The sequence below is a fragment of the Streptacidiphilus jiangxiensis genome, from assembly GCF_900109465.1.
GTDB classification, from domain to species: Bacteria; Actinomycetota; Actinomycetes; order Streptomycetales; family Streptomycetaceae; genus Streptacidiphilus; species Streptacidiphilus jiangxiensis.
In genome coordinates, this window is record NZ_FOAZ01000039.1 from 1 (window position 1) to 23,766 (window position 23,766).

The following is a 23,766-nucleotide window of genomic DNA, read 5'->3' on the forward strand; positions in this document are numbered from 1 at the left end:
CCCGCCAACGGCGGCGCGGGGCAGACCGTCGCGATCGTGGACGCGCAGGACGACCCGAACGCCGAGGCCGACCTCGCCACCTACCGCAGCCAGTACGGCCTGCCGGCCTGCACCACCGCCAACGGCTGCTTCAAGAAGGTCGACGAGAACGGCGGCACCAACTACCCGAGCGCCGACTCGGGTTGGGCGGGGGAGATCTCCCTCGACCTCGACATGGTCTCCGCGATCGCCCCGAACGCGCACATCGTCCTGGTCGAGGCGACCTCCGCGAACATGAGCGACCTGGGCACCTCCGTCAACGAGGCCGTCTCGCTGGGCGCCAAGTACGTCTCCAACAGCTACGGCGGCTCCGAGGACTCCACCGACCTCAGCTCCGACAGCAGTTACTTCAACCACCCGGGCGTCGCCATCACCGTCTCCGCGGGCGACTCCGCCTACGGCGCCGAGTACCCCGCCTCCTCGCAGTACGTGACCTCGGTGGGCGGCACCTCCCTCAGTCGCGCCTCCAACACCCGCGGGTGGAGCGAGAGCGTCTGGTCCACCTCCAGCACGGAAGGCACCGGCTCCGGCTGCTCCGCCTACGACCCCAAGCCCAGCTGGCAGACCGACACCGGCTGCTCCAAGCGGACCGTCGCCGACGTCTCCGCCGTCGCCGACCCGGCCACCGGCGTCGCCGTCTACGACAGCTACGGCGCCTCGGGCTGGCAGGTCTACGGGGGCACCAGTGCCTCGTCGCCCATCATCGCCTCGGTGTACGCCGACGCCGGCACCCCCGGCAGCGGCGACTACCCGGCCAAGTACCCGTACCAGCACACCTCGTCGCTCAACGACGTGACCAGCGGCAGCAACGGCAGCTGCTCCCCGGCGTACCTGTGCACCGCCGAGGTCGGCTACGACGGTCCCACGGGCCTCGGCACCCCCAACGGCCTGACGGCCTTCACTGCGGGCAGCAGCTCCACCGAGTCGGTGAGCGTCACCAACCCCGGTAGCCAGAGCGGGACGGTGGGCACCGCGGTCTCCAAGCAGATCTCCGCGACCGATTCGGCCGGCAAGTCGCTGACCTACTCCGCCACGGGTCTCCCGGCCGGCCTGTCCATCTCCTCGTCCGGTCTGATCTCCGGCACGCCGACCACCGCCGGAACCTCCAGCGTAACCGTCACCGCCACCTCCGGCACCGCGTCCGGCTCCACGACGTTCAGTTGGACGGTCAGCACCAGCGGCGGTGGCGGCGGCTGCACCAGCACCGGACAGAAGCTCGCCAACCCCGGCTTCGAGTCCGGCACCGGCTCCTGGACCGCCAGCAGCGGCGTCATCGGCCAGAACGGCCCGAGCGAGCCCGCCCACACCGGCACGTGGGACGCCTGGCTGGACGGCTACGGAACCACCCACACCGACACTCTCGCCCAGTCCGTGGCGATCCCGGCCGGCTGCAGCGCCACCTTCTCCTTCTGGCTGCACGTCGACACCGCCGAGACCACCACGACCACGGCCTTCGACACCCTCAAGGTCCAGGTCCTGAACAGCTCCGGCACCGTGCTCGGCACGCTCGCGACCTACTCCAACCTCAACGCCGCGACCGGCTACGCCCAGCACAGCTTCAACCTGTCCAGCTACGCCGGGCAGACCGTCACGCTCAAGTTCACCGGCAGCGAGGACGCGAGCCTGCAGACCAGCTTCGTCGTCGACGACACCGCCCTGACCGCCTCCTGACGCCCGTGCGGGCGATGCCCCCGGCATCGCCCGCACCGACCGACCCGCGCGACAGTCCCCAAAGGCTCGCCCGTCCCGAAAGGCATCCCGATGACCGTGTCACGCCGCCTGCTCGCCCCCGCCTCAGCCCTCGCCCTCCTCGCCGGCGCCGTCGCCCCCACCGCGGCCGCCGCGGTGTCGGCCCCGGCCCTGCTGCAGGCCCCGATGCACCACGTCAGCGGGCAGCACGGCAGCACCCCCTTCTTCATCAGCCATGGCGGCGGCGTCAAGCACACCACGACCACCAGCGACAACTGGTCCGGCTACGCCGCCACCGGCTCCACCTACACCAGCGTCAGCACCACGTTCGTCCAGCCCGCGGTCGACTGCTCGCAGGGCGACGGCTACTCGAGCTTCTGGGTCGGCCTGGACGGCTACACCAGCTCCTCGGTCGAGCAGACCGGCACCGAGGCCGACTGCTCCGGCGGCCAGGCGCAGTACTCCGCCTGGTACGAGATGTACCCGGCCAACCCTGTCACCTACAGCAACACCGTCCAGCCGGGCGACACCATCACCGAGACCGTGAGCTACGCCTCCGGCACCTACACCCTCACCCTCGCCGACCCGACCGAGGGCTGGACCAAGAAGATCACCAAGCGCCAGAGCGGCCTGGCCCGCTCCTCCGCCGAGGTCATAGCCGAGGCCCCCTGGTCCGGCAGCGTCCTGCCGCTGGACGACTTCGGCACCGTCACCTTCGACAACAACAAGGTCAACGGCCAGGGCCTCGCCTCCACCAACCCGACCGGCATCAACATGGTCTCCGACTCCGGCACCCCCGAGGCCACCATCTCCGGCCTGAGCGGCAACGCCTTCTCCGTCACCTGGAACAGCCTGTGACCCACTGACCCACTGACCCACCGAACAGCGTCCGCGGCCTGACGGCACCCCCTTGCCGTCAGGCCGCGGCGTGGCAGTCGGCCGCAGCTGAGATCATCGAGGCATGGCTGATCCCGGGCGCCCGCACGTCGTCGACATCGGCTACGACAACCCCGATCAACCCCGGCTGGGGCTGGAGGTCTTCTCCTTCGCCACGCTGCGGCGACGCCTGCGACCGTCCGTCGCCGCAGCGTCCAGCCGCCCGGACTTCCACCAGTTGACCCTGGTCACCCGCGGCGAGGGCACTGCGTGGATCGACTTCGTGGCCCACGCGTGCGCTCCGGGAACCCTGCTGCACGTCCGCCCCGGCCAAGTGCAGCGCTTCCCCCTCGACTCCCGGGGGGAGATCGCGGATCTCGAGGCCACGCTCGTGGTGTTCACCCCCGCCTTCCCGCCGCCGGTTCCGGCCGCCACCGCCGTCACCGACGAGGCGTTCGGTCCCGCCGCGTTCTCCCTCCTCTCCCTTTCCCCGGCCGAACACCGGGGCATCGCAGGCGCGGTGGCCGAGCTGGCCGCCGAGTACGAGGCGCTGTCCGTGCGGGACGCGTCGCAGACGGAGCTCACCGTGGAACTGCTGCGGCAGCTCCTGGCCGCACTGCTGCTGCGCATCGCCCGCCTGCCGCAGGCCGACGCGGGCGAGGCCGCTGCGGGAGGGGAGGTGTTCCGCGCTTTCCGCGCTGAGCTGGAACGCGCGTTCGCGACGAGGCGTCACGCCGCCCAGTACGCAGCGACGCTTGGCTACTCGCCCCGGACCCTCATGCGAGCCTGCCTGGCGGCCACCGGCCGCACCGCCAAGGACCTCATCGACGACCGCGTCGCCCTGGAGGCCAAGCGGCTCCTGGTGCACACCGACCTCCCCGTCGCGTCCGTCGCCCGCATGCTGGGCTTCACCGAGCCGGCCAACTTCGGCAAGTTCTTCGCCCGGACCGTGGGCACCACCCCCGGAACGTTCCGCGCCACCCAGCGCTGACCGCGCCGCGCGCGCCGGGGGCGTCAGAGACGGTGTCCAGTTTCGACCATGGCGCGTCACTTGCCGACCTCGTCCACCAGGGTCGTGCCCGCGCATGCTGGAGACACGCAGTCAGCAACAGGGACAAACGACCATTCCCTGCGCACTCCACCGGAAGGAACCACCATGTCCGTTCCCGTCACCGACCCGGCCCAGCTCCCTCCGGCCTTCGAGAAGGCCCTGAACTCCGGGAACCTCGACGAGGTCCTCGACCTGTTCGCACCCGGTGCCGTGATGCGCACCGTCACCGGCGAGACCGTCACCGGCCAGGCGCTGCGCGACTACACGGCCGGTTCGATCGCCGGCAACGCACACCTGTCCAACGGCCCGTCGCGCGTCGTCGCCGGGGGTGACATCGCCCTGCTGAGCGAGGAGTGGACCATGGAGATCACCACCCCCGACGGCCACCGCCGGAAGGCCACCGGCACCACCGCCAACGTCGCCCGCCGCAGCCCGGACGGAACCTGGCGCATGGCCGTCCTCAACCCCCTCGGCACCGCCTGACCTCGTCGGGACACGGCTCCGCCCCGGCTCCCGGCAGCGCGCGCAGGACGTCTAGGCTGATGCCGTGGCAGGCAGGGAGCAGACAGAGCGGCGCGGTCCGGGGCGGCCCCGTGAGGAGCGGGTCGAGCGGGTGGTACTCGACGCCGTCCTGCAGCTGGTCACCGAGCAGGGCATGGACGCGGTCACCATGGACGCGGTGGCGGCCCGGGCCGGGGTGAGCAAGCCGGCGATGTACCGGCGCTGGCCCACCAAGCAGGACCTGGTCCTGGCCGCCGCCGAGTCGCGGATCGGCGCGGTCGACATCCCGGACCTGGGCGACTTCCGCGCCGAACTGCGGGCGCTGCTGGAGTCGCGCATGCGCCGGTACCGGGAACCCGGCACCGACCGGCTGCTCGCCGAGCTGATCGGTGCCGCCGCCAAGGCGCAGGGCGCGCGGGGGGCCTACGCGACCTACACCGCCCGGGTCACCGACCAGACGCGGGCCATCCTGGAACGCGGTATCGAACGCGGCGACGTCCGCGCCGACCTCGACGTCCCCACCGCCGTCACCCTGGTCGCCAGCCCCCCGGTCTTCCGCCTGGTCGGCGAGCAGCTGCCGCCGGACCAGCGGTTCGTCGACGAGCTCGTCGACCTCCTCGCCCTGGCGTTCGCCGCCCGCGACTAGGGCATTCCCGACCGTTCCCGACCGTTCCCAACCGTTCCCAACCGTTCCCGTCGGGTCCGGCCCGCCCGGTACGCCCGGGTGTCCCTTTGCAGCCGCCGCGAGATTCCTCGGCCGCCAGGCCTTGTGCACCCATGAGGCGATAACGATACTTCCGGTAACGAAACCGGGGATCGCCCCTCGCCCATGGAGGACGCCATGCCGCACGCCCCGCACACCGCCACCGCCACCGCCACCGGCACTGATACGGCGCCCGCGCCGGCGCCCGCGCTCGACAAGCCGCTCATGCACTACGGCCGGCGCACCCTCGAACGCAACGCACCCGGCCGCACGCCGGGGGAGTACCGCACCTTCGGCATCACCCCGCTCACCCCGCACATCGGCGCCGAGATCACCGGCGTCGATCTCTCCCGGCCGATCAGCCCCCAACTCGGCGAGGAGCTCAAGCAGGCGCTGCTGGAGTGGAAGGTCGTCTTCTTCCGCGACCAGCACGACTTCACTCCCGAGCACCAGCTCGCCCTGTCCGCCCTGTGGGGCGAGCCCGAGGACAATCCGTTCTTCCCCAAGGGCGACCTCGTGGGCGTCTCCCGACTCGCCAAGGACGCCATGGCCGTCGGCACCGAGAACATCTGGCACAGCGACCACTCCTTCATGGCCGCTCCCGCCCTCGGCTCCGTGCTGCGCGCCGTCGAGATCCCGCCCGCCGGCGGCGACACCCTGTGGGCCGACATGGGCGCCGCCTACGACAACCTGCCCGAGATCACCAAGGAGCGCATCGCCGACCTGCGCGCCGTCCACGACTGGGTGCCCAGCTGGGGCGCCATGATGACGCCGGAGCAGATCACCGCGCTGCGCGAGCGCCTGCCGCAGGTCGAGCACCCCGTCGTGGTCCACCACCCCGTCACCGGGCGCCCGCTGCTCTACGTCAACGAGCCCTTCACCACCCGCATCGTCGGCCTTCCAGAGGAAAAGAGCCGGCTGCTGCTGGACGAGCTGGTGCTGCAGGCGCGCATCCCCGAGTACCAGGTCCGCTTCCGCTGGCAGCCCGACTCGGTGGCCATCTGGGACAACATCGCCGTCCAGCACTACGCCATCAACGACTACTTCCCCCAGCGCCGGGTCATGGAGCGCATCGCCATCGCCGGAGTCCCGCTCTCCTGACCCCGGCCACGAGCGGAGGGGCGCCCTCGGCGGAGGGCGCCCCCACCACGCCTCACGCCGTCCCCGCACGCAACCCCCACCCCCACCCCCACCCTGCCCCCGCCGACCCGTGCCGGAGCCGCACATGACCGAGACCGACGCCAGCGCCAGACCCGTGTATGACCCCGCCCGCCCCACCGGGCTCTCGACACGGAGCGCCTGGCTCACCACCGGCCTGCTGGTGGTGTTCATGATGGTCAACTTCGCCGACAAGTCCGTGCTCGGACTGGCCGCCGACCCGATCCGCAAGGACCTCCGCCTGACGGCCACCCAGTTCGGCCTGGCCAACAGCGCCTTCTTCCTCCTCTTCTCCGTCGCCGCCGCAGCCGTGGGGCTGCTCGCCGACCGGCTCCGGGCCCGATGGCTGCTGCTGGGCATGGCCCTGCTGTGGTCCGCGGCCCAGCTCCCCGTCGCCCTCGGCGGCGGCCTCGCCGTCCTGGTCGGCTCCCGGATCGTGCTCGGTGGCGCGGAAGGCCCGGCCTTCCCACTGGCCCAGCGCACCTCGCTGGGGTGGTTCCCCGACGAGCGACGCAACCTGCCGGGCGCCCTGGTCACGCTGGGCGTCACCTTCGGCGTCATGGTCTCCGCTCCCGGACTGACCTGGGTGATCGACCGGCACGGCTGGCGCAGTGCCTTCGCCGTGGTGGCCCTCGCCGGCCTGCTGTGGGCCGCCGCCTGGTGGCTCTTCGGCCGGGAGGCTCCCCAGCCGGGTCCGCTCCCGGCCCCGCGCACCGTGCCGGGAGGCGTGACCACCACGCCCGCCCCCAGCTACCGCAGCATCTTCGCCACCCGTACCTGGATCGGCTGCACGATCGCGTACTTCACCAGCTACTGGGTCGTCGCCCTCATGCTGGTCTGGCTGCCGTCCTACCTGCACACCGCCCTCGGCTACACCACCGACCACGCGGCCACCCTCGTCGCCCTGCCCTGGGCGCTCGGCGCCGTCGTCGTGCTCGCCCAGGCAGCCCTGACCAGCCGTCTGATGCGACGCGGCGTCAGCAGCCGCCGCGCCCGGGGCGCCGTCGGCGCAGGTCTGCTGCTCGTCGGCGCCGCCGGCTGCCTGGCCGTCCCCCTGGTCGGCGGCAACGGTCCCAGGACCGCGCTGCTGTTCCTCGGCTTCGGCTTCGGCGGCTCCCTCGCCGGCCTCGCCAGCACCTGCGTCGCGCAGATCACCCCCGCGTCCCGGCGCGGCGGCGCGCTGGGCACCATGAACGCCGTCGTCACCACGGCGGGCCTGCTCGCACCCGTGCTCGTCGGCCGCCTCGTCGACAGCGACGGTGCGGCCGGCTACCAGCACGCCGTCGTCGTGTCCGGCGCCCTGCTGCTGCTCGGCTCGCTCGCCGCATTCGCTCTGATCGACCCCGACCGCGACGCGCGCGCCCTCACCGGGTGACCCGTCCGACCGCGCCCACCCCCACCTTGCAACAGCGCCCAGAGAGGCGGCCATGACCACCGTCATCGACACCGAGGCCCTGGACCGGGCCGTCGCCGAGCTCCGCGACCGGGCCTCCTCCTGGACCGACACCCCGCTCCCGGCACGGATCGCACTGCTGGAACGCATGCTCCCGCGCATCGGCGCCGTTGCCGATGCCATGTGCGCCGACGCGGCACGGGCCAAGGGCTACCCGGCCGACTCGACCTGGGCGGCCGAGGACTGGACCGGCGGCCCCTGGGCCCTGGCCCAGAACGTCCAAACCCTGCTGCGGACCCTGCGCCGGATCGCCGCCACCGGCGAGGTCGTCCCGCCCCACGCCGTGCACACCCGCGAGGACCGCGTCGTCGTGGACGTCTTCCCCGCGACCCGCTGGGACCGGCTGCTGCTCAACGGCTACCACGCCGAGGTATGGATGGCCGTCGGCAGCACCACCGGTGGGGTCCGCGCCTCGGCGGGCACCGCCTACAGCGGACGACGCCACGAACCGCGCGTGGCCCTGGTGCTGGGCGCGGGGAACGTCGCCGCCATCACCGCTCTCGACATCCTGCATAAGCTCTATGTCGAAGGCCAGGTCGTCCTGGCCAAGATGAACCCCGTCAACGCCTACCTGCGCCCCCACATCGAGCAGGTCTTCGTCGAGTTCACCGAACGCGGCTGGCTGCGGTTCGCCGACGGGGGCACCGACGAGGGCGCCTTCCTGACGCGCCATCCCGGCATCGACACCCTCCACATCACCGGCAGCGCCCGCACCCATGACGCCATCGTCTGGGGCATCGGACCCGACGCCGAGCGGCGCCGCGACCAGGACCGGCCGCTGGTCGCCAAGCCGTTCAGCAGCGAACTCGGCGGCGTCAGCCCCTGCATCGTGGTCCCCGGCCGCTGGAGCGCCGCGGACTTCCGCTACCAGGCCGAACACATCGTCACCAGCAAGATGAACAACTCCGGCCACAACTGCATCGCCAGCCAGGTCCTCGTCCTGCCCCGCGACTGGGACGGCACCGAGAAGCTCCTCGCCGAGATCCGCCGCGTACTGCGCGCCCTGCCGCCGCGCCCCGACTACTACCCCGGCGCGCCCGCCCGGCTGCAGGCGGTCCGCGACGCCCACCCGGGCGCCGAGGTCCTCGGTGAGGACTGCTCACGGCTGCTCGTCGAGATCGGAGCCGAGGACCCGCTGCTGCGCGACGAAGTGTTCGCCAGCGCCCTCGGCGTCGTCCGCCTGTCGGGCGCCACCGCCGAGGACTTCCTGCCCCGCGCCGTCGCGTTCGCCAACGACACCCTTCCGGGCACCCTCGGCGCCACCCTCGTGGTCCACCCCCGCACCGAACGCCACGCCCCCGGCGCCGTGGGCGCCGCCATCGGCGCGCTGCGCTACGGCACCCTCGGCGTCAACTGCTGGTCCGGCGTGGGCTTCCTGCTCGGCACCACCCCCTGGGGCGCCTACCCCGGCCACACCCGCCAGGACATCGGCAGCGGCGTCGGCCTCGTCCACAACGCCTACCTGCTGGCCGACGCGGACGTCGAGAAGACCGTCCTGCGCGCTCCCTTCGCCCCGGCGCCGCGCGGACTGCTCACCGGCTCGCCCTCGCTGTCGCCCCGCCCGCCCTACTTCGTCACCAACCGCACCGCCCTCACCACCGTCAAACGCCTCACCGCCTTCACCCTCGCCCCGTCCCTGCGCCGCCTGCCCGCGATCCTCGCCTCCGCCCTCCGCGGCTGACCCGCCGCCCGGGCCGCGGTCGACGCGCCGGTCCACGACCTGACTCGGCGCAGACTGCTCACGGGCCGCGGCGCGCCCGATGCGACCTCGGCCCCGGCTGCGCGTGCGGTCCGGCTGCGCCGTCACCGTCGGCTGCGGCTTGCGACCCCCGCGCGGCATCGGCCTGTCAGTGGGGGCCGGACGCCACGACGTGCCCTCCTTGGGTGGGTCCGGCGGACGAGCCGGCCATGCCGGGCGGATCGAATGGTCCCCCCGCGCCGGCAGGTTCCCCCGCGCCGAGCGCGGCCAGGCGCGAGGCGACGCGGTCGGCGGCCGGTCGCAGGCCGAGTGCGTGGTAGCGGCGGGCCGCGGCGCAGAGGCACAGCGAGCCGACGACGAGGGCGCCCCGGGCGGCCCTGATCGCGCCGATTCCCTCCAGCGCCGTCGCCTCCTCGGCCGGTCGGCCCAGCGCCCGGTGCAAGGCGAGGGCTCGGCGGTAGGCGCGCAGCGACTCCCTGGTGTGCCCGGCCGCTTCCAGAGCGGCGGCGAGGTGGTTCAGGGCCCACGCCTCGTCGCCTTGTTCCCCGGCCGCACGGAACGCGGCGATCGCCGGTCCCAGCTCGGCCAGCGCCCCCGGATGGTCCCCCCGGCGCTGTCGCGCCGCGCCGCGGTGGACCCGCACGACCGCCTCACCGTGGCGTTGCCCCAAGGCGCGGTAGAGCGTGATCGCCTCCTCGAAGTCGGCGGCCGAGCCCTTGACGTCCCCGGTCAGGTCGCGGACGACGCCCCGCTCGGCCAACGCCCCGGCCTCGCCGATCTTGTTGCCCAGGGCCCCGGCCAGCTCCGCCGCCCGAGAACTCACCCGCAGCGACTCGGGATAATCGCCGGCCCGGCGGCGCAGTGCGGCGAGGGAGACGAGTGCGGGGACCTCCTCCAGCGGGTTGCCGAGATCGCGGCACAGCAGACGGCAGCGAGTGAACGCCCGTACCGCGCCGGGGTCGTCACCGGTCAGCGCCCGCAGCAGCCCGAGCTCGCTGAGTGCGCGCGCCTGGCCGACCACGTTCCCGACCTCGTGGTAGAGGGCGAGGCTCCGTTCGACGTCCTCGATCGCGGGAGGGTACTCGCCCAGCCGCTGGCGCACCCGGCCGCGCACGCTCAGCGCGTTCGCCTGCCCGAGCCGGCAGTCCAGCGCCCGGTAGAAGGCCAGTGCCGTGCGGCACGCCTCCAGCGCGGCGGGGTAGTCCGCGGCGTGCATGCGCACGCGGGCCAGCTCGGTCAGGGTGTTCGCCTCGCCGAGGGGATCCTGCGCCGCGCGGTAGAGCTCCAGCGCGGTGGTGAGGGCCTCGGCGCCGCCCGCGCGGTCACCCGTCAGCTGCCGCAGCGGTCCGGCGGCGAGCAGCCCGGCCGCCCTGGCGCGCGCGTCGTGCAGGGTGTCGGCGAGGTCGGCCGCGCGGGTCAGCAGCTCCAGCGCGCGGGGCCAGGGACCGTGGTGGTACAGGTGGGCCGTGACGGCGAGCGGGAGGCTGACGGCGTGTCGCGGATCTTCCCGGGTCGCGGCGTGCCGGGCCGCCGCGACCACGTTCTCGATCTCTGCGGCCAGCCAGGCTTCCGCGTCCTGGCGGGGGCCGATGAGCGAACCGGGCCCCCGGCCTCGGGCCCTCCGGCCTCTGGCCCTCCGGCCTCGGGCCCTCCGGTCCCGAAATCCGCGGCCTCGGGCCCTCCGGCCCAGGACCTCCTGGCCTCGGGCGGCTCCCCGCCCGGGACCATCCGCAGTCGGTGGCCGGCCGCGCGGGCCGCGCGTTCGTAGTGGTCGAACAGGCCGTCCAACGCGGCCTCGCACACGGCGGGGTCGTCCTCGGCCCGCGACCGGCCGCGGGCGTAGTCGCGCAGCAGGTCGTGCAGACGGAAACGGTCAGGGGCGGTCTCGGCCAGGAGGTGACGGTCGGCCAGTTCCCGCAGGCCGCGCCGCACCGGCCCTGGGGGGACGGCCAGCAGGGCCGCCGCCCCGTGCACGTCGATGTCCGGCCCGGGCACCAGGCCGAGCCGCCGGAAGAGGGTCCGCTGGTCGGGTGTGAGCGAGCGGTAGGAGAGCTCGAACGTGGCCGCGAGATTGCGGCTGCCGTCGTCGAAGGCCTCCAGATCCCCCTGGCGCGTGTGCAGTTCGGCGAGCACGTCGCCCAGCCGCCAGGCGCGCCGGTGCCGCAGCAGCGACGCCGCGATGCGCACGGCGAGCGGGAGCCGGCCGCACAGCTCCACGGTCTCGGCCAACAGCGCCTCCTCCGCGGTCCGCAGCTCGCGCCCCGCCGTCGCCCGGAACAACGCCATCGCGTCGGGCGCCGGGAGGCTCTCCAGGCTGAGCGGGTCGGCCTCGTCCAGCCCGTTCAGCCGCCTGCGGCTGGTCACCAGCACCAGGCATCCCGCACTGCCGGGCAGCAGCGCCCGCACCTGTGCCTCGTCGGCGACGTCGTCCAGCACGATCAGCGTGCGGGTGCCCGCCAGCGCGGCACGGTACGCGGCCGCCCGGGCGTCCGGGCCGGGCGGGATCGCGTGAGGCGGGAACCCCAGACAGCTCAGCGCCAGCCCCAGCGCCTCGGCGGTGCCGCGCGGCGGCACGCCCGCGCTGTGCGTGTGCAGCTCCAGACAGAGCTGCCCGTCGGGGTAGCGGTCGGCGAGTCGGTGCGCGCAGTGGAGCGCGAGGGAGGTCTTGCCGACCCCGCCCATCCCGTCGATCGCGCACACGGCCGGAACAGCGGCCCGAGCACCGTCCCCGGAGCGCTCCGCCAGCCTCACCACGCGCGCGACCTCGTCCGAGCGGCCCGTGAAGGCCCCGGTGTCGGGCGGCAGTTGGCGTGGCGACGGGCCGGGGCCACGCCGGTTGTCCGGTCCCGGCCCACCACGGCGCCCGGAGCCCGCGGCCTCGGGCCGGCGTTCCGGGGCGGTCGCGCGGCCCGCGAGCGCGTCGCTGTGCGCCTGCCGCAGCGCAGGGCCGGGCGTGTGGCCGTCGGCGATCAGCGCGGCGGTCGCACGGGCCGCGGCCTCGGCGGCCTCCACGCCCTCCCCGCACGCGGCGAGCGCGCGCACGAGCGCCACCGCGACGCCCTCGTCCTGCGGCCGCTGCGCCGCCAACCCGCGCAGCGGCTCCAGCACGGCGGGGAGCCGGCCCGCCTCTTCCTCGATCCGCGCCAGCAGCAGCACGGCATCCCGGTGCCGCAGCGTCAACTGTGCGGCCCTATCGCGAAGGTAGGGCGTGTCCAGTCCGTCCAGCGGAGGGTCGCGCCACAGGGCGAGCGCCTGGTGCAGGTGGGCCGCGGCGATCTCGTGCTCGTGTCCGGCCCGCGCGGTGCGGGCGTTCTCCACCAGCGAGCCGAAGCGGTCGACGTCCAGCACGTCCGCCTGCAGCACCGCGCCGAACCGTGCGGAGCGTGAGGAGAGCGTCACCGTCTCGCCCAGCGGGGCCAGAGTGCGACGCAGTCCCGACACGTAGTTGGCGATCTGCCGGTCCACGGTGGCGGGCGGGTCCTCGGGCCAGGCCCAGGCTGCCAGGTTCGCGCGCGAGAGGGTCCGGCCGTGGTGCAGCAGCAGCACCGCGAGCAGGCACCGCTGCCGCTGACCGGGCAGGGGGAGCGCCACGCCGTCCCGACTGACGCTCAGGCCCCCGAGCAGCCGGATGCTCAACGCCATTGCCCCGCCCCCGATACAGGTCCCACGCACCACAGTCTTGTCATGCACGCTGCCGTTCCCGCCGGTGACTCTACTGCCCGAAGTCCCGCGCGGGCCGAGCGTATCCGGATTGTGAACGTGCACTGACAGACTGTCCCGATGTGCTTGCCCGGGGCCGCCCGGGGCCACCCGGGGGCCGTCAGGGTCGGTCGGGGGGTTGTCCGTAGGCGGTCGGCGGCCCCGGACGTGCGGCGCCCGTGCGATCGTCATGCGCCCTTTGTGACGTTCCGCCAGCACACTTCCCAGCGTGTCGACGGGACCACCGCGACGCCACCGGGCAGCACGCGGACCGCGTCGGCTCCCCGCTCCGCGGAGGAGGAGCCCGGTGCTCCGACATGCCCCCTGGAGAAGATGGCCATGACCGATCTGCCGCACAACCCGGGCTTCACCCGGCGCGGAGTCCTGCGAACCGGCGCCGCCGCCGCCCTGGGCGCCGGGTTCACCCTTGGATCCGGGCTGCTGCGAGCCACCCCGGCCGAGGCCGTCAACGGCGTCGGTCAGACCGGCGCCCCTCTGTGCCAGCAGCCCGGCGACTCCGCCTCGGCCCAGGGCCTCGGCAGCGGAGACCTCGGCATCCCCTACCTCCGGGGGCACGACGGAACCTGGGGCTACGTGTTCGGTGACTCCTTCGACGACAACGGCACCTACCTGCCCTCGCCGACGATGCTGAACCAGGCGGGCTTCGACTCCTCGGGCTCGGCCCCCATCTCGTTCACCTACGCCATGCCGAACGGCCAGGCCGCCTCGCTGTTCGACTACACGCCCAACCAGGACAACGGCTACGGCGTGGAGAAGACCCGGATCCCCAACGACTGCATCGAGTTCGGCGGCCGCACCTACATCCAGTACACCTCGGTGGTCACCGGCATCGGCCCGGACGACCTGCCCGCCGGGGACGACGGCTCGTTGATGTCGGGCATCGCCTACTCCGACGACTACGGCGTGACCTGGACCGACTACGCCTACCACTGGGACGGCCAGTACCGGGGCGTCAACCAGTCGATGTACGGCATGTGGTCCTTCGCCGGCATCGACGCCGACGGCTGGCTCTACGTCTACTCCAAGCGGTGGAACGGCAGCCACAAGAACACGGCCGACCAGGGGGCCATCCAACTGTTCCGCTTCAACCCGGACGACTTCCGGGCGGGCAACTTCGGCGCGCAGCAGAACTGGGTCTACAACGGCAGCGGTTGGTACTGGGCCACCGACGGGACGCCGCCCACGCCGCTCTTCCCGCCCGGCAACAACATCGGCGAGTTCTCCGTCAAGAACATCAACGGCACCTACTGCATGAGCTGGTTCGACGTGACCGACGGGTCGATCTGCACCCGCACCGCCCCCGCCCGGACGCCGCCTGGACCAACCCGACCCCGCAGGTGGTCGCGAACGCCGCCTGGCCGCTCAACCACCTGGGCCGGCCGCAACTGGACAGCCTCTACGGCGGCTACATCCACCCGGGCAGCGCGAGCGCCACCTCACTCACGCTGATCGTCTCGCAGTGGACCAGCCAGGGCGCCTACCGGGTGCTGCAGTACGACGGCATCAACCCGTGACGAGGCGGGCTCGAGCCGGCTGCGGGACGGCCTCCGCCTGACACCGTGCCGGTCGCAGCCGCGAGCGGGCGGCTGCGACCGGCGCCTCACCACTGACGCCGAACCGCCGTCAGTTGGTCGGGGACACGTAGCCGCTGATCGTCATGCCCCAGTAGGAGCTGTAGCCCACCGTCCCTTCGTAGGAGTCGGAGTTGACGTAGGAGGTGGAGGGGTCGTTGGTCCCCTCGTTGCCGCCGATGCTCTGGATGGTCCCGTCGGGGTTGACCGCCGTGACGATGGCGACGTGGTCCGCGTAGCCGCTGCCGTTGTCGTCGAACAGGATCGCGTCGCCGACCTGCGGATCGCTGTGGACCCCGGCGCCGTACTGGTCGAAGCTGCCGGCGGCGGGCGTGAGCCCGTCGACGTTGTAGCCCGCCTGCTGCCACACCCACGCGGCGAAGTCCGCGCACCAGTTCTCGGGCGAGCCGCCGTCACCGGTGCAGCTGGAGTTGTACCCCTGCCCGCCGGTGCTGTTGGTGTCGCAGGCGTGGTTGGACATGTTGGCGTTGGCGATGTTGACGATGTCGTCCGTGCTCGCCGACGCCGGGCCCGACACCAACAACAGCGTCGGACCCGCAAGGGCCACGGCCACCAGGCCCCGGGTCAGCGTGCTGCGCAGACTTGCGGCGTTCATGAGGGTATTCCTCTCGGAACATGAAGTGATTGCCCATGGCCCTCGGGGCCATGTCCCTGACATAGCCAGGAGCATGGCGGGCGGGCTGCACAATCCGCGCACAGGCATCGCACACGACCGGACTGCGGTGGGCCGGCGGTCCTCGTGCGCAGGCGTGCGTCGTGTCAGACTGCGACCGGACGAGGACGAACGTCAGCCCGAACCGCAGGTCCTGTCAGGAGTGGCCACATGCGCGTACTGATCTCGGCGGACATGGAGGGCGCCACCGGCGTCACCTGGCCCGACGACTGCGAACCCGGCAACCCCGCCTGGCAGCGCTGCCGCACCATGTTCACCTCCGACGTCAACGCCGCCATCGCCGGGTTCTTCGACGGCGGTGCCACCTCTGTGCTCGTCAACGAGGCCCACGCCACCATGCGCAACCTCCTCCTGGAGGACCTCGACCCGCGCGCAGAGATGCTGACCGGGCGTCACAAGGACCTCTCCATGGTCGAGGGCATCCAGCATCCGGGCGTGAGCGGCGTCGCCTTCGTCGGCTATCACACCGGCGCCGGAACGGACGGCGTCCTCGCGCACACCTACCTCGCCAACTCCATCACCGGCGTCTGGGTCGACACGGTCCCGGCCGACGAGGGCTACCTCAACGCCCTGGTCGCCGCGGAGTTCGGGGTGCCGGTCGTCCTGGTCACCGGCGACGACCTGGCCTGCCGGGACGCTGCGGCCTACGCACCCGCCGCCGTCACCGCCGCCGTCAAGGACTGCGTCAGCCGCTACGCGGCCGTCTGCAGGCCGCCGGCGGTCACCTTCGAGCTCATCCGGGCGGCCGCGAAGCAGTCAGCGGCCCTGTGCGTCCGTGCGGAGCCCGTCACCGGGCGCACCTTCCAGGTGGAGGTGGAGTTCGACGCCGCCCACCTGGCAGCGGCCACGGCCGCCGTGCCCACGGTCACGCGGACGGACGTACGCCGCGTCGCCTTCTCCGCGGACAGCGCCTACACGATGATCCGCGCCTTCAAGACCGTCACGACCGTCGCTGCGGCCGCCGTCGAGAACCGCTACGGATGAGCGGACGGCCCGGCGCGTCCTTTCCATTTTCCAGACTGAGTATGTTTTTGAACCCAGTCTGATTATTATGGTCCGCATGGCAGGACTGCGCGAGCGCAAGAAGGAACAGACCAGGCAGCGAATCGCCGCGGTGGCGTGGCAGATGTTCACCGAGCGCGGTTTCGACGCGGTGTCGGTCAACGAGATCGCCGAGGCCGCCGAGGTGGCCAAGGCGACCCTCTTCGCCTACTTCCCGAGCAAGGAGTCACTCGCCCTGCACGGCGTGGGCGGCGACGACCTGGCGGGGATCGTCGCCCGGCGGCCGGCCGGCCAGACATTCCTTGAGCCGCTGCGAGCGCACCATCGCGCGCTCGCCGCCGGAGAGGTCCCCGAGGGGGAGCTCGAAGCACTCCTCGCCCGCGTGCGCGTGATCCAGGACAGCCCGACCCTGCAGCACGCGGCCAACGCTCAGCTCTACCACCAGCGCGAGGCGTTGGCCCAGGTCCTGGCCGACGAGTACGGTCCCACGGCGGCCGCGCTCATGGCCGCCCAGATCGCCGCGTCCCTGCTCACTCTCCAGGAGACCTACTTCCGGCATCTGCAGAGCGGTGCCTCCGCCCTGGAGGCCCACCGTGCCCTGGCACAGGACGTCGAGCTGGCCTTCGACCTGCTGGGACACGGACTCGATCAGGCAGAAGGGCGCTGACGTGCGCGCGCGAGGCATCAACTACGACACCGGGACCTTCCCCGGAGACCGCCTCACCCGAAAGACCTTCGACCCGGCCCAGGTCCGGCACGACATGACGGTGATCGCCGACGACCTGCACTGCGACGTCGTCCGCATCACCGGCCGCGACAGCGACCGACTCGGCATCGCCGCCCACCACGCCGCCGAAGCCGGGCTAGAAGTGTGGCTCTCGCCATTCCCGGTCGACCTTCCCCCGGAGCAGATCCTGTCTCTCCTCGCCGACTGCGCCCAGCGCGCCGAAGCCCTGCGGCAGGGCGGCGCACAGGTGGTGCTGGTCACCGGCTGCGAGCTCAGCGCCTTCGCCCACGGCTTCCTCCCCGGGGACACCCACCTCGACCGTCTCCACGCCATGGCCACCGCCGACATCCACTGGTGGCTGTCCCTCGGACCGGTCCCCGAGCGACTCAACGCCTTCCTCGCCGAGGCCGCGACGACGGTCCGCGCCCACTTCGGCGGCAAGATCACCTACGCCTCCGGCCCCTGGGAGCCCGTCGACTGGCACCCCTTCGACATGGTGGGCGTCGACGCCTACCGATCCGCGCAGAACACCGACACCTTCCGCGCCGAGCTGCGCGAGTTCTTCTCCCACGGCAAGCCCGTCGTCGTGACCGAGTACGGCACCTGCGCCTACCGCGGAGCCGGCGAGCTGGGCAGCATGGCCTGGCAGCCGCCGCACGGGGCGATTCCCGACGAGACCGAGCAGGTGCGCTACCTCGACGAGCTCCTCGACGTCTTCGAGGAGGAGGGCGTCGACACCGCGCTGTGGTTCTCCTTCGCCAACTACGACAAGCCCGGCGACCGCGACATCGCGTCCTACGGGCTCGTCCGCCTGGTCGACGAGACCCGCTGGGAGCCGAAGAAGGCCTTCCACGCCATGAGCGCCAGGCATCAACGGACCGGCAGGACGATCCGTTCAGGCGATCGGTAGGATCGGCCGGCCGGGGAGAGGTGTGATGTTGCAGGTTCTGCACAGCGGGGCGACCAGGGAGCTCGAGCTCTCCGGGACGCGTCGAGGGCTCTTGGCTCTCGGGAACCTGCTACGCGAGAAGGCCGGAAGCTGCGATCTCGTGGAGAACCGGCAACCCTTTCCCTACGCGAGGTCACTGTCCGAGATCGCGATCGGTGAGGAGCCGGAGTGCAACACCGCTTCGATCGTCACGGACGGCCAGGCACTGAGGATCCAGGGAGGGCGAGCAGCTCTCGACCTCCTGGCCGACACCATTGAGAACTTCGCCACCGAGGCGGACTCGGGCGATCACTGCCATGTCGACTCACCGACATTCGACTTCATTGCGCCGGAGTCGGACTCGTTGGTGATTGCCTTCCTGAAGTGAGCAGCGCACCTTCTCCTGACGCACCGCCCGTCGGTGCCTCGTCAGAGGCATGGTCGGTCTCTCAAGAAGCGGTCCGGCTGCCGTCGGTGACCCCGGTGTGGAAGACCGGCCAGCCGACCTCCGTGCGCCACTGCGAGGTGTCGGAGGTGTGGCGCTGGCCGACGAGGTAGTACTCGCGGATCGGGCCGTCGACGATGAGCGCGTGCCGGGCGACGTACGCGGCCAGTGTGCCGTAGGCGCGGTCGACTTCGGACGGCGGCCCGCAGTGTTCGAGCACGGCCAGCTCCGCCGCCGGCACGACCAGCGGCTCCACCCGGCCGACCGGCCGGACCGTGCCCTCGCAGGGCACGAACACGGTGGCCCGCCCCCGGTGCAGAGTGAACAGCTCGTCCGCGTAGACGCCACCGGCCGGCCCGGACTCCCGCAGGCTCTGACCCGCCACGGTCGCGAACAACTCACCGAGCGCGCCTTGGAACCACGCCCCGGCGTCCTGAGCCTCGACGGTCGCCGTGATCGCCGCAGCCGGGACCTCGCCGACGCTGCGCAGCTCGATCGCGGGGGAGTCCCCGGCAGCGGGCGGGGTCAGGAGGTCGCGCAGGGCCGCCACCGCCCGTTGGGTGCGGCCCAACTCCTCCTCCAGTCGCTGCAGGTGGGCGCTGATGTGCTGGTTGCGCGTGGGGACGTCGGAGGTGGCCAGCACGGTCCGGATCTCCTCCAGGGGCATCCCGAGATCCCGGAAGCGGCGCACCACCTGGGCCGTGGGGATCTGCCCCGCCGAGTAGCGGCGGTAGCCGGTGTGCGGATCGACGTCGACGGGTTCGAGCAGCCCGATGTCGTGGTAGTGGCGCAGGGTCTTGACGGTCATGTGGGTGGCGCGGGAGAAGTCGCCGATCGACAGGTGGTTCGTCACCCGTCGATTGTGCGGCCTCCCGTAGGGGGAGAGTTCGGCGCGGCCGTCCTGTTGACCCTCCCGTGACGGCCGACGGCAGCCTGGTGCACACGGCGGAACCCCGCCGATCACGTACCGAGCCAGGGAGTTGACCCGCCATGTCGCAGACCACCGCCATCGACGTCGACCGGATCGTGCAGCGCTACCTCGCCGTCTGGAACGAGCCGTCCGCAGCCGCACGCGAGCGCGCCGTCGCCGAGCTGTGGGCGCCCGACGGCGTGGAGTTCGTCGAGGGCGTCCAGTTCCGCGGACACGCCGGGCTGGTGGCCCGGGTGGGGGAGGCGTACGGCCTCTTCGTCGCCTCCGGTGAGTACCGCGTCACGCACGACGGCCATGTCACCGTGCACGACGACGTCGTGAAGCTCACCATCCAGCTGACCTACGCCCGGGGCCCCCGAACCGGTGAGGTGGCCTGGGCGGCCCGCGTCTTCCTCGTCCTGGACACCGACGGCCGGATCCTGCAGGACTACCACCTGACCGTCCAGCCGCTGCCCGAGGCGTAGCCCCGGTCGGGCGGCCCTGTACACGACGTCAGCCGAGCGGCGTGGTCAGTTCCTGGTCGTCGAGGAGTGTCATCCCCGGCCCGGAGTCAGGCGCCGTTGATGACACGCATGATCCGAGCGGTCGCAGCGTCCAGCTCGGTGGAGGCCGCGTTGCCGTCCGTCACCGCCTTGGTGATGAGGGCCGGGTTCTTGGTGGCGACGCCGGTCCTGCAGTCGGTGGCGGCCTGTTGGTACGCGTCGAGGACGGCGGACAGGTGGTGTTGCGCCTGTGCGTCGGGGACCGGCCCGTAGGAGCGGGCGGCGGAGACATCGGTGGAGAGCGAGGTGCAGTCGCTGCCGACCTTGGCGGGATCGGTGTTCGCGTCGTTGTTGACGTCGCCCAGGTCCGTGCCGATCCAGCCGAGCCGGCCTTCGCCGCCGCCGTACCACCAGGCGGACACCTGCTGGCGGACGCTGCCCGTGGTGGGCCGGCCGGTGCTGCCGGTGGCCGTGCTGCGGGGGGTGGCGCCGGCGTTCGGGCTGTGGGAGCCGACGGGGGTCGGGCTGGTCGGCGGCCCCGGCTTGCTGACGCCGTTGCAGCCGCAGAGCAGGACGGCTGCGGCGAGGGTGAGCAGGACGCCGGCGGGTGCGCGCAAGGTGGATTCCCTTCGTGGTGGTCCGCAGAGCGTTGCATCGCGGCCCGGGGGCTGTGTGGCGCGCGTCCGGATCGAGGCCAAATGGTGATCATGGATGCCGCCCGCAGCACCCGCGGCACCCGCAGTACCGCCGACGGAGCTGCGGCACGGTGCCGCGGGCCAGGCCCGCTCCAAGGCTGGCCGTTCGGTACCGGGGCTCTCAGTTGGCTGTGAATGAGACGGCCCTGATGAGCGGAACGCGCCGACGTTTCTGCAGGTCAGAGACTTCCGGTCGGAGTTCCCCCGGCGCGGGGGCAGCAGCGGCACCGCACAGCCCGCTCACAGCGGGTCATTCGGGTGGCCCGGCGCGCCCCAGAATGGCCGCATGCCGCACAACCTCGCGCCGACCCGTGCCGCCTCGACGAACACCCTGGTCACGGACGACGAGTCCACCGGGCCACGACGCGTCCGCGTGGTGGACGAGCGCGCCCACGAGGGGACCTGCGGCAGTGAGGTCATCGAGCTCACCCGGACCGAGTACGCGCTGCTGCGCCACCTGATGCGCAACTCGCGCCGCGTGCTGAGCAGGGGCCGCACACCGTTCATCCACACGGTCCGCGGGACCGGCCACCTGATCAAGGCTCCGACGACGTGAAACCGCACCGCTTCCGCCTGCCCGCTCGGCGCCCTCGCAGGCGCCGGCCCCTGGGGCCACCGGGTCGGTTCCTGCCCCGCACCCTGCGCGCCCGGCTGACCGCCGGACTGCTGGTCCTGCTGGTCCTGGCGAGCACGGTCGTCGGACTGGTCACCATCTGCGAACTGCAACGCTTCCTGGTGGCGCAGGTCGACCAGCAGCTCACTCGAAGCGGTGGCCGTTACGCGCTCAGCCTGGAACACCCCGGCCAGAGCGGCGACACCCGGGCCCAGTCGGTCGGCACGCTCGGCGTGCGGTTGAAGAACGGTCGGATCACCGCGGCCGGTGTGGTCGACGGCGACCCGGACGACCGGGCCTTCGGTGGCCCTGACGACCGGCCGGCCTTCGGGCAGCGAGAGAGCGCGCAGTTCGCCGCGCTGCGGGTCGGCGGCCCGCCGGTCGCTCTCCATCTGGACGGGCTCGGCGCGTACCGGCTGGTCGCACAGGCGGGCAAGGACGGCGACGTCCTGGTCACCGGGCTGCCGCTGGAGCCGGTCGACAGCACCGTGCACAAGCTCCTGGTGGTCGAGCTGGCCGTCTTCGGCGCACTGTTCGCGGTCACCGCTGCGGCGGGCACCTTCTGGGTCCGCCTGACGCTGCGGCCCCTGGACCGGGTCGCCCGGACCGCCGAGCAGGTCAGCGCGCTGCCGCTGGCCAGCGGCGAGGTGGCGCTCGACACCCGGGTGCCGGACCAGGACCCCTCCACCGAGGTGGGGCGCGTCGGTGTCGCGCTCAACCGCATGCTCGGCCATGTCGAGCACGCGTTGGCCCAGCGCCAGGCCGTCGAGGAGCGGCTGCGCGCCTTCGCCGCGGACGCCAGCCACGAACTGCGCACCCCTCTCGCGGCGATCCGCGGCCATGCGGAGCTCGCGCTGCGCCGGTCCGAACAGGCCCCGGAACCGGTGCGGCACTCGCTGCGCCGCATCGAGGCGGAGTCGCTGCGGATGGGCGCCATCGTCGAGGACCTGCTGCTGCTCGCCCGCCTGGACGCGGGCCGCCCACTGGCCGCGGCCGAGGCCGACCTCTCCCGCCTCGCCCTCGACTGCGTCGGTGACGCCCGGGCCGCCGGACCCGACCACACCTGGCAGTTGGAACTGCCCGAGGAACCGGTCCAGGTCACCGGCGACGAGGACCGCCTGCGGCAGGTCGTCACCAACCTGCTGGCCAACGCCCGCAGCCACACCCCGCCAGGGACCCGGGTGACCCTCGGACTGCGCAGCGAGCCCCACGCGGTGGTCCTGACCGTCGCCGACACCGGTCCCGGCATCCCCCCTGACCTCCTGCCCCACGTCTTCGAACGCTTCGTCCGCGGTGACCGCGCCCGCTCCCGTGCCACCGGGTCCACGGGCCTGGGCCTCGCCATCGTCCACGCTGTCGCCACCGCCCACGGCGGCTCCGTCCGCGTCGATTCCGCGCCCGGCCGTACGGTCTTCGAGCTGCGCGTGCCGGACGCGCGCCGGGGATCCGGCTGAAGCCGCGCCGCACCGCGCCGTAGGGCGTCGCGGCCGACGTTGCCGCGCTGGGCACTCGCCTGGCTGAGTGGGCGACCGGGGAGCACAGTGGAGGATGTGGGAGCGCAGACACGCGGCCGGGAGCGTCGGCGCCCATGGCGTCGACGTCATGTGCTGACGCCGGTCCCGTTCGTGCTGATCATCGTCATCACGACGGTCGACCTGACGACGCCGATCAGGGTTCACTACGGGGCCGCGCTGATCCTCGCCCCGCTGCTGATGGCCATGATCGAAGGGCCGTGGCTGACCGCAGTCACCGCGCTGCTGGCCGTCTGTGCGCAGATCGTCATCGCCGTGCACTTCGACGTCCTCGAGGTCAGGCGCGAGGAGGCGGTCCAGATCATCGTGCTGACGGTGCTGTCCACCATGGTGGTGTGGTTCGCGCGGGTGTACCAGCGGCGACGCCGGCAGTTCGAACAGTTGCGCTCGGTGTCGGAGACGGCGCAGAAGGCGGTGATGCGCCCACTGCCCAGCCGTCTCGGCGGCCTGCAGATCGCCTCGTTCTACCTGGCGGCCGCGGCGGAGGCCCGGATCGGTGGTGACCTGTTCACCGCCACCCGCACCGGCTACGGAGCGCGCGTGCTCATCGGGGACGTGCGCGGCAAGGGCCTGAACGCCGTCGGCGAGTCCGCCCTGCTGGTCGGGGCGTTCCGGGAGGCGGCGGCGAGTCACCGCACCCTGCCGGAGCTGGCGGCCGCGCTGGACCGCAGCGTCGGCCGCTTCCTGGCCGACTACGCCGAGGACTACGCCCACCCCTCGGAACACTTCACCACGGCCGTGCTGCTCAACATCCCCGAGCACGAGTCGGTCGTGGAGGTCGTCAGCTGCGGCCATCCTCCGCCGCTGCTGGTCCACGACGGCACGGTACGGGTGCTGGAGAGCTCCGACCCGGCTCCTCCGCTCGGCATGCACGTGCTGGAGCTCGGCGACGAGTGCACGGACGTCTTCGAGTTCACCGCGGGCGACACCCTGCTGCTCTACACCGACGGGGTCGTGGAGGCCCGGGACGAGCTGGGCGCGTTCTACCCGTTGGCCGAACGCCTCCGGGCCTGGGCGCGCGAGAAGCCTGACGACCTGCTGCAGAGCCTGCGCGAGGATCTGTCGGCGTTCTGCGGCGGACGCCTGGACGACGACGTGGCGGTCATCGCGATCCACCGCGTGCCCTCCCCGCTGCCCCGCCCGGCCCAGGACCGCCGGACGGGCGGGCGGACCGCAGGCGCCGACACGGCTCCCGGCGACACCGTTCCCGGACGCACTGTTCCCGGCCGCACGGCCCCCGGCCACACGGTTCCATGA

22 protein-coding genes are annotated in these 23,766 nt (G+C 72.6%); 17 read left to right on the forward strand and 5 right to left on the reverse strand.

All coding sequences use genetic code 11. The features are described from left to right. The 8 genes from BMY61_RS40320 to BMY61_RS40355 all read left to right on the forward strand — a co-directional run. Positions 1 to 1,710, forward strand: a 1,710-nt coding sequence (locus BMY61_RS40320; protein ID WP_075004251.1) for a S53 family peptidase, incomplete at its 5' end; no start/stop codon positions are given. Between the two features lie 90 nt (positions 1,711 to 1,800). Next, complete coding sequence (locus BMY61_RS40325) at positions 1,801 to 2,586, forward strand: G1 family glutamic endopeptidase (RefSeq protein WP_042444976.1); 786 nt, start codon at positions 1,801 to 1,803, stop codon at positions 2,584 to 2,586. A 103-nt stretch (positions 2,587 to 2,689) separates the two neighbouring features. Beyond that, positions 2,690 to 3,595 carry an AraC family transcriptional regulator gene (locus BMY61_RS40330; protein WP_042444974.1) on the forward strand — a complete coding sequence of 302 codons (906 nt, stop codon included), beginning with the start codon at positions 2,690 to 2,692 and terminating at the stop codon, positions 3,593 to 3,595. Positions 3,596 to 3,760: 165 nt separating this feature from the next. Then, complete coding sequence (locus BMY61_RS40335; protein ID WP_042444972.1) at positions 3,761 to 4,138, forward strand: YybH family protein; 378 nt, start codon at positions 3,761 to 3,763, stop codon at positions 4,136 to 4,138. A gap of 64 nt (positions 4,139 to 4,202) precedes the next feature. Beyond that, positions 4,203 to 4,802 carry a TetR/AcrR family transcriptional regulator gene (locus BMY61_RS40340; RefSeq protein ID WP_042444970.1) on the forward strand — a complete coding sequence of 200 codons (600 nt, stop codon included), beginning with the start codon at positions 4,203 to 4,205 and terminating at the stop codon, positions 4,800 to 4,802. Between the two features lie 195 nt (positions 4,803 to 4,997). After that, on the forward strand, positions 4,998 to 5,960 hold the full coding sequence (locus BMY61_RS40345) for a TauD/TfdA dioxygenase family protein (RefSeq protein ID WP_042445230.1): 963 nt from the start codon (positions 4,998 to 5,000) through the stop codon (positions 5,958 to 5,960). Positions 5,961 to 6,084: 124 nt separating this feature from the next. Then, positions 6,085 to 7,392, forward strand: a complete 1,308-nt coding sequence (locus tag BMY61_RS40350; RefSeq protein ID WP_052438530.1) for an MFS transporter — start codon at positions 6,085 to 6,087, stop codon at positions 7,390 to 7,392. A 52-nt stretch (positions 7,393 to 7,444) separates the two neighbouring features. After that, entirely contained in the window at positions 7,445 to 9,151 is a 1,707-nt protein-coding gene (locus BMY61_RS40355) for an aldehyde dehydrogenase family protein (protein ID WP_042444968.1), read from the forward strand. Between the two features lie 166 nt (positions 9,152 to 9,317). Here BMY61_RS40355 and BMY61_RS40360 read toward each other — a convergent pair whose 3' ends face one another. Together BMY61_RS40360 and BMY61_RS48175 are read right to left on the reverse strand one after the other, a co-directional pair. Continuing rightward, a complete protein-coding gene (locus tag BMY61_RS40360; RefSeq protein ID WP_280521072.1) occupies positions 9,318 to 10,628 on the reverse strand; it encodes a tetratricopeptide repeat protein in 1,311 nt (436 codons plus the stop codon). Next, positions 10,586 to 12,811: an AfsR/SARP family transcriptional regulator gene (locus BMY61_RS48175; protein ID WP_052438529.1), complete on the reverse strand. Its 2,226-nt coding sequence runs from the start codon at positions 12,809 to 12,811 to the stop codon at positions 10,586 to 10,588. The genes BMY61_RS40360 and BMY61_RS48175 overlap by 43 nt, the downstream gene beginning before the upstream one ends. A 396-nt stretch (positions 12,812 to 13,207) precedes the next feature. Here BMY61_RS48175 and BMY61_RS40370 point away from each other — a divergent pair, with 396 nt between their 5' ends. Beyond that, positions 13,208 to 14,338: a DUF4185 domain-containing protein gene (locus BMY61_RS40370; RefSeq protein WP_236655938.1), complete on the forward strand. Its 1,131-nt coding sequence runs from the start codon at positions 13,208 to 13,210 to the stop codon at positions 14,336 to 14,338. Between the two features lie 174 nt (positions 14,339 to 14,512). Here the strand turns inward: BMY61_RS40370 and BMY61_RS40375 are convergent, their stop codons facing one another. Next, the gene (locus BMY61_RS40375) at positions 14,513 to 15,076 is read right to left on the reverse strand and encodes a CHAP domain-containing protein (protein WP_042445222.1); all 564 of its coding nucleotides are present in this window, start codon (positions 15,074 to 15,076) and stop codon (positions 14,513 to 14,515) included. A 228-nt stretch (positions 15,077 to 15,304) separates the two neighbouring features. On the opposite strand from BMY61_RS40375, the gene BMY61_RS40380 reads away from it, so the two are divergent. From BMY61_RS40380 to BMY61_RS40395, 4 genes are all read left to right on the forward strand, one after another. After that, on the forward strand, positions 15,305 to 16,138 hold the full coding sequence (locus BMY61_RS40380) for a M55 family metallopeptidase (protein WP_042444962.1): 834 nt from the start codon (positions 15,305 to 15,307) through the stop codon (positions 16,136 to 16,138). Positions 16,139 to 16,214: 76 nt separating this feature from the next. Further along, a complete protein-coding gene (locus tag BMY61_RS40385) occupies positions 16,215 to 16,823 on the forward strand; it encodes a TetR family transcriptional regulator (protein WP_042445217.1) in 609 nt (202 codons plus the stop codon). A 1-nt stretch (position 16,824) separates the two neighbouring features. Beyond that, on the forward strand, positions 16,825 to 17,793 hold the full coding sequence (locus BMY61_RS40390) for a glycoside hydrolase family 113 protein (RefSeq protein ID WP_042444960.1): 969 nt from the start codon (positions 16,825 to 16,827) through the stop codon (positions 17,791 to 17,793). 25 nt (positions 17,794 to 17,818) lie between these two features. Next, positions 17,819 to 18,199, forward strand: a complete 381-nt coding sequence (locus BMY61_RS40395) for an Imm32 family immunity protein (RefSeq protein WP_042444958.1) — start codon at positions 17,819 to 17,821, stop codon at positions 18,197 to 18,199. A 61-nt stretch (positions 18,200 to 18,260) separates the two neighbouring features. Here BMY61_RS40395 and BMY61_RS40400 read toward each other — a convergent pair whose 3' ends face one another. Beyond that, complete coding sequence (locus BMY61_RS40400; RefSeq protein WP_042444956.1) at positions 18,261 to 19,109, reverse strand: MerR family transcriptional regulator; 849 nt, start codon at positions 19,107 to 19,109, stop codon at positions 18,261 to 18,263. A gap of 137 nt (positions 19,110 to 19,246) precedes the next feature. Between BMY61_RS40400 and BMY61_RS40405 the strand changes: the two genes are divergently transcribed. Continuing rightward, the gene (locus BMY61_RS40405; protein ID WP_052438528.1) at positions 19,247 to 19,651 is read left to right on the forward strand and encodes a nuclear transport factor 2 family protein; all 405 of its coding nucleotides are present in this window, start codon (positions 19,247 to 19,249) and stop codon (positions 19,649 to 19,651) included. 86 nt (positions 19,652 to 19,737) lie between these two features. On the opposite strand, the gene BMY61_RS40410 is transcribed toward BMY61_RS40405, so the two are convergent. Next, complete coding sequence (locus BMY61_RS40410; protein ID WP_042444954.1) at positions 19,738 to 20,286, reverse strand: hypothetical protein; 549 nt, start codon at positions 20,284 to 20,286, stop codon at positions 19,738 to 19,740. A gap of 364 nt (positions 20,287 to 20,650) precedes the next feature. Between BMY61_RS40410 and BMY61_RS40415 the strand changes: the two genes are divergently transcribed. The 3 genes from BMY61_RS40415 (at position 20,651) to BMY61_RS40425 (ending at position 23,766) form a co-directional block, all read left to right on the forward strand. Then, positions 20,651 to 20,920 carry a response regulator transcription factor gene (locus BMY61_RS40415; protein WP_042444952.1) on the forward strand — a complete coding sequence of 90 codons (270 nt, stop codon included), beginning with the start codon at positions 20,651 to 20,653 and terminating at the stop codon, positions 20,918 to 20,920. Continuing rightward, positions 20,917 to 22,431 carry a sensor histidine kinase gene (locus tag BMY61_RS40420; RefSeq protein ID WP_342342555.1) on the forward strand — a complete coding sequence of 505 codons (1,515 nt, stop codon included), beginning with the start codon at positions 20,917 to 20,919 and terminating at the stop codon, positions 22,429 to 22,431. The genes BMY61_RS40415 and BMY61_RS40420 overlap by 4 nt, the downstream gene beginning before the upstream one ends. A gap of 96 nt (positions 22,432 to 22,527) precedes the next feature. Next, positions 22,528 to 23,766: a PP2C family protein-serine/threonine phosphatase gene (locus BMY61_RS40425; protein ID WP_143094763.1), complete on the forward strand. Its 1,239-nt coding sequence runs from the start codon at positions 22,528 to 22,530 to the stop codon at positions 23,764 to 23,766.